This is a genomic window from Vicinamibacteria bacterium (assembly GCA_035620555.1).
Lineage (GTDB): Bacteria > Acidobacteriota > Vicinamibacteria > Marinacidobacterales > SMYC01 > DASPGQ01.
In genome coordinates this window covers 1-5,144 of the sequence record DASPGQ010000252.1, presented here as the reverse complement: position 1 = coordinate 5,144, position 5,144 = coordinate 1, and the positions used below count along the sequence as shown (strand labels likewise).

The window sequence follows — 5,144 nt, the reverse complement described above, 5'->3', positions numbered from 1 at the left end:
TCCGAGGTGGCTGGATTTCGTGTACTGGGCTTTGAACAACAAGGTCGCCGAGCACCAGGTCGAGGCGTACGGCGGCACCGGCTGGAACGGACCCAAAGGGGGTGTGATCTTCCACTGGGCGCCCGGTTCGCACTGGGAGCGCGACACACTCGCCAGCTTTGGTTTCACGGTCGGCCACATCGACGGCGAGCATCGGTGGACCGACACGATGTTCCCCGACTTCTTCGAGAAGCACGGGGGAGTGTACGGGATCAGTGTCAAGGATCGTCTCTCCGAGATCGGTCCGAAATCACAGGACGTCTGGTCGGAATTCCTGGAGTACGGCGGTGGGGAGCGGAGCCCTTACTACCGCTACCTATTCCACCGCGAGGCGGTCGTCGATCCAGTCGCCCGCAAGATCTACCTTCTGGGCGGTCACGGAGTGGCGTTCAGCTACACCTTCGAGCGCTACTACCACGAAGTGCGCGAGGTGCTCACCGATTGCCGCGCCATCGACTTTTTCGAGATGTACGACCTTCTGGGCCCGGGGTTCGCGGCGCGGGGAAACTGGGCGCGCCAGAACCCGCCGCCCGACGACATCAAGCGCGTCGGATTCGCGAATGACGAGGGCGTAGCCCCGGGGACGGCTGAGGCGAGCCGCTATGACCCCAATCCACCCCCTGTCCCGGTTCCCCCCGATCTACCAGACGCCGATGCGATGCGGCGTGGCCAGCGCGTCTACATGGCCCAGTGCGCGGTGTGCCACGGCGTCCGCGGAGATGGGGAGGGCTTCCTCGCGTCGGGATTCGACGACATGCCGCGGGACTTCCAGCGGGGCACATACAAGTTCCGAACAACCGCGACGGGAGAACTGCCGACAATCGAGGACATCGAGCGGACCGTCAGCAGAGGTGTCGAGCGCTCGAGCATGCCCGCGTGGAGCCAGTTCCTCACCAAGCAGGAGATCCACGACGTCTCACGCTACCTCGTCGTCTTCTCGGAGAGGTTCGTCGCAGCATGGCGGGTTGGCGAACGACCGACTCGGCTGAAAGTCAGCCCTCGACCTCCCGAACTCTCGGCGTCGGCTTCGAGGGGAGACGAAACCTACAGGGCTCTCCAGTGCCAGGCGTGTCACGGAGAGCACGGGCGCGGCGACGGTCCTTCCGCGCCGACACTCAGAAACGATTGGGACCAGCCTATCGCGGCCGCCGATCTCACTTACAAATGGTCGTTCAGAAATGGGCACGAGCCTGAGGACATCTACCGCACCTTGATCGGTGGTCTCAACGGCACCCCCATGCCGTCCTACGACTCCGCGCTCCCGGATGAGGCGGACCGATGGGCCTTGGTGGCACACATCCTCTCGCTCTCACCGGCGGAGCGACCGGCGCTCCACGTCGTTGATTTCGCGACGCAGCGACGGCAGCGGATCGGACCAGACGGTCGCGTCTTGCCGCCGGCAACGCCACGACACGGAGCCGACCGGTGACCTTGGCGACGCGAGTCAAATCGATCGGCGTTGCTCTGATTGCAATGGTGATTGTCTTCGCGATCGCGTGCTGGCTTGGAGCGAAACCGGCTGGGCGAGGCACACTCACAAACGTGGGTGGCGCTGCTAACGAGTGCACGTGTTCCCATCGGATCGAGCCCTGAGGTTGCTAGCCGATTTCGCCTCGACGGGTGCCGTTTCAGAATGACATGCAACATTTCAGAGTGCACGCAGACGGAAGAGCGCCCGAGGCGGGGTCGCACACCGCGTTCTTTCCCAAGTCACTAAAGAATCCAAGGTTTATCACGTCACTTGGTCCTCGCGTGAGTGCTGGTTCGGCCCTTGCAGTTCTGATGGGCGAACCGAGAGTAGAAGTGCCGCACCTCGAAGGAGGAATCGTGCAGCAGCAAAAAGTCAGGATCACCGACATCGACTCCCGCCGGCTCTGGAACCTCATCGAGGGTTCGCCATCCATGGATCGACGAGACGTCGACAACGTTGCGTCACTCGAGCGCCAGTTGGCCGACGCCAAGGTAATGCCGGCCAACCGTATCGGTCCGGAGATCGTCACGATCAACTCAGAGGTGCGCGTGACGAATCTCGACACTCACGAGACGATCGTCTTTCGAGTCGTCCTGCCCAGGGCTGCCGACGCAGCCACGCGGAGAATCTCGGTCCTCGCGCCTCTGGGTCGGGCAGTTCTGGGCCGTAAGGTCGGTGACCAGGTCACCTGGCGAACCCCCGGCGGCCTTCGCCTGCTTCGGGTGGATGGTGTTCTCTACCAGCCGGAGAGGACAGGCATCGACCTCGGGTGACGCCCGAGGTCGCTCCGACTGCATCGGGGAAATCTGCGCGACGGACGATGACGCAAGGAGCCCTGTAACCGTGAGAGTAGTTGTTGCTCCATTCGACTGGGAGACAATCATGAAGGACCACGCGCTCGGCTCGGTTTACCTACCTTTGAAAATCACGTTCGGCCTTGTGCCCCTGTTGGCCGGGCTCGACAAGTTCTTCAACCTTCTGGCCGATTGGGGGAGCTACCTGAGCCCGTCGGTCACGAGCATGCTTCCGTTCAGTGCCGCTACGTTCATGATGATCGTCGGCGTGATCGAAATGGCTGTCGGCGTTGCGATTCTGACGAAGTTCACCCGGCTGGGCGCATACGTGGCCATGTGTTGGCTCGTGTTGATCGCATTTAACCTGCTGTTTACGGGCGAGCTCGATGTGGCGGTGAGGGATCTGGCCATGGCCGTGGGCGCCTACAGCCTCGGCATCGTTTCTGGTCTCAGGGGACTCGAGTGGTTGCCTGGGCTAACGCGCCGATCGAAGGAGTCGCGGACTTATGCGACCACAACCCACTGAAGCCCTCCTCCGGACCGTTCTGTCGATGGTGCTGAACAGCGCGGCGGCCGAGGAAGTCAAACTCCGAGCGGTGCTTGACCGAGCGCTCGAATTGCCCTACTGCCTGCGCCTCGGCTTCCTACTTCGCGAGCTCAACGGGGAGACGAAAGGAAAAGCATGACCAAGCTGCGACAACTCCACGAGGAGTACGGCCAGAGCCCGTGGCTCGACAACGTCAAGCGTAGCTACCTGACTGGCGACAAACTCAAACGACTCATCGGCGCCGGAATCCGCGGTGTGACGACGAACCAGACCATTTTCACCAAAGCGATCCTGGAGTCGACCGACTACGACAACGAGTACGAGACCGCCATCCTCTCCGGCAGTGGCGTCAAGGAAGCCTACTGGCGCCTGGTGTTGTCCGACATTCGCGCAGCGCTCGGTCTACTGCGCCCGCTCTATGACGAGAGCATGGGCGCGGACGGCTTTGTGTCCGTAGAACTCGACCCCGCCCTTGCGGCCGACACGGTCCGGACGATCCACGCGGCACGGGAGCTCCACCGACGCATCAACGAGCCCAACCTGCTCGTGAAGATCCCAGCCACAGCGGAGGGTATCCCGGCCATCCAGCGGATGATCGCCGAGGGGCGGAGCGTCAACGTCACGCTGATCTTTTCGCTCGCACGCTACTGGCAAGTGATCGAGGCGTACCTGTCAGGCCTGGAAGAGCACGTTGCCACGGGCGGCGACGCCAGCGTCGTCCACAGTGTCGCGTCCTTTTTCGTGGGTCGGGTCGACACTGAAGTGGACCGCAGGCTTGATGCGATCGGCAGCGAAGAAGCCCTCGCGCTCCGAGGCCGTGCCGCCATCGCTCAGGCCAGAGTCGCCTACCGATCGTACCGGACCGCGTTCTCAGGCGGACGATGGGAGGCGCTCGCCCTCAGAGGAGGAAGGGTGCAGCGGCCCCTGTGGGCCTCGACCTCCACCAAGAGCGCCAAGTACTCCGATACCATGTACGTCGACAACCTGATCGGGCCTGGGACCGTCAACACGCTGCCCGAGACCACGATCGCGGCTTTCGAAGACCACGGCCGGTTGAGCCGCACGATCGACGCCAACGTGGACGAGGCCGTCGACACCATGGAACGAATCGCTGCGGTCGGCGTCGACCTCGCCGACGTCGGCCGCACCCTCGAAGCCCGGGGCGTCGCCAAGTTCGCCGAATCCATGGACGAGGTGATGACGATCCTGAAGACCAAAGCGACCGATCTTCGAACACGGCGATCAGAAACGGGAGAGCGACGCGAAATGCAGAAGAACGGGAGGAGCGTCCGATGACCAAGCATCTCTACACGATCATCCTGGCCGCAGGGGAAGGTACGCGCGTACGAGGTCTCACGAAGAACGCGGACGGCGTCTGCGTCCCCAAGCAGTTCTCCGTCGTGGACGGGGATCAGACGATTCTCCACTCGACCCTCAGTCGTGCGACACGACTCGTTCCGAACGACCGCGTCGTAGCTGTGGTTGCCGAAGAACACCGTCGCTGGTGGCGCGAGGACCTCGCAGGGCTGCCGCCGGAAAACATCGTGGTCCAACCGCTCAATCGAGGAACGGCAATCGGTCTTCTGCTGCCCTTTCTGAAAGTGCTGCAGCGTGATCCAGAGGCGAGGATCCTCGTCCTTCCCTCGGACCACCACGTCGACGACGAGGAGACACTCCGACGAGCGATCCTCGAAGCCCTCGAGTCCGTGAATCTCGATGCCACCGGCGTCGTGCTCCTTGGCGCCCTCCCTCAGGAGCCGGACACCGAGTACGGGTGGATCGTGCCGCGTGGCACCCTCGACAGCGTCCGAGGGGTGGTCACTTTCATCGAAAAGCCCGACAAAGCGACCGCCCGCACTCTGCTGGGTCAGGGCGCTCTGCTCAACACTCTCATTCTGGTCGCCGCCGGAAGATCACTCTTGCATTTGTACACTCGGCACCTTCCTGGAGTGCTGGGGGAGCTTCTCACCTGGCGAGACAACGCCATGTTCCCCGACCGTGAGCTCACGCAACTCTACAGTGCGCTCCCGAGCCACGACCTCAGTCGCGACGTCCTGACTCACTCCTGTGACCAACTGTCCGTACTGCCGATTTCGCATTGCGGCTGGAGCGATCTCGGGACCCCCGCGAGGCTTCGACTTTTCCAGAGGGAGCAGGCTTCCGCCTACGGAGCGATGCGAGGCGGCAGCCTGGCGTCGTCCCCCAGGTGATCCAGCCGCATCGCAACACAGGTGCCGACATGATCGTACCTCCTTGTTCCGGAACGCCGAGGGTCGCCACTCTCGCGCAGTTG

Annotated in this window: 5 protein-coding genes; all 5 read left to right on the top strand. The window is 63.0% G+C overall.

Annotated elements, in window-relative coordinates; translation table 11 throughout:
• A partial coding sequence (locus VEK15_10615) for a c-type cytochrome (GenBank protein ID HXV61137.1) occupies nt 1–1,468 on the top strand: 1,468 nt, incomplete at its 5' end.
• Between the two features lie 353 nt (nt 1,469–1,821).
• Nucleotides 1,822–2,283: a GreA/GreB family elongation factor gene (locus VEK15_10610; protein HXV61136.1), complete on the top strand. Its 462-nt coding sequence runs from the start codon at nt 1,822–1,824 to the stop codon at nt 2,281–2,283.
• Between the two features lie 109 nt (nt 2,284–2,392).
• A complete protein-coding gene (locus tag VEK15_10605) occupies nt 2,393–2,830 on the top strand; it encodes a hypothetical protein (GenBank protein ID HXV61135.1) in 438 nt (145 codons plus the stop codon).
• A 156-nt stretch (nt 2,831–2,986) separates the two neighbouring features.
• Complete coding sequence (tal, locus tag VEK15_10600) at nt 2,987–4,147, top strand: transaldolase (protein ID HXV61134.1); 1,161 nt, start codon at nt 2,987–2,989, stop codon at nt 4,145–4,147.
• Nucleotides 4,144–5,061, top strand: a complete 918-nt coding sequence (locus tag VEK15_10595) for a sugar phosphate nucleotidyltransferase (protein HXV61133.1) — start codon at nt 4,144–4,146, stop codon at nt 5,059–5,061. Before tal ends, VEK15_10595 begins: the two co-directional genes overlap by 4 nt.
• Nucleotides 5,062–5,144 lie beyond the last annotated feature (83 nt).

What these genes read in the sequence shown, in the direction of transcription:
- VEK15_10610 (HXV61136.1), top strand. Translation starts at nt 1,822, where the DNA reads ATGGGCGAACCGAGAGTAGAAGTGCCGCACCTCGAAGGAGGAATCGTG.
- VEK15_10605 (HXV61135.1), top strand. Translation starts at nt 2,393, where the DNA reads ATGAAGGACCACGCGCTCGGCTCGGTTTACCTACCTTTGAAAATCACG.
- tal (HXV61134.1), top strand. Translation starts at nt 2,987, where the DNA reads ATGACCAAGCTGCGACAACTCCACGAGGAGTACGGCCAGAGCCCGTGG.
- VEK15_10595 (HXV61133.1), top strand. Translation starts at nt 4,144, where the DNA reads ATGACCAAGCATCTCTACACGATCATCCTGGCCGCAGGGGAAGGTACG.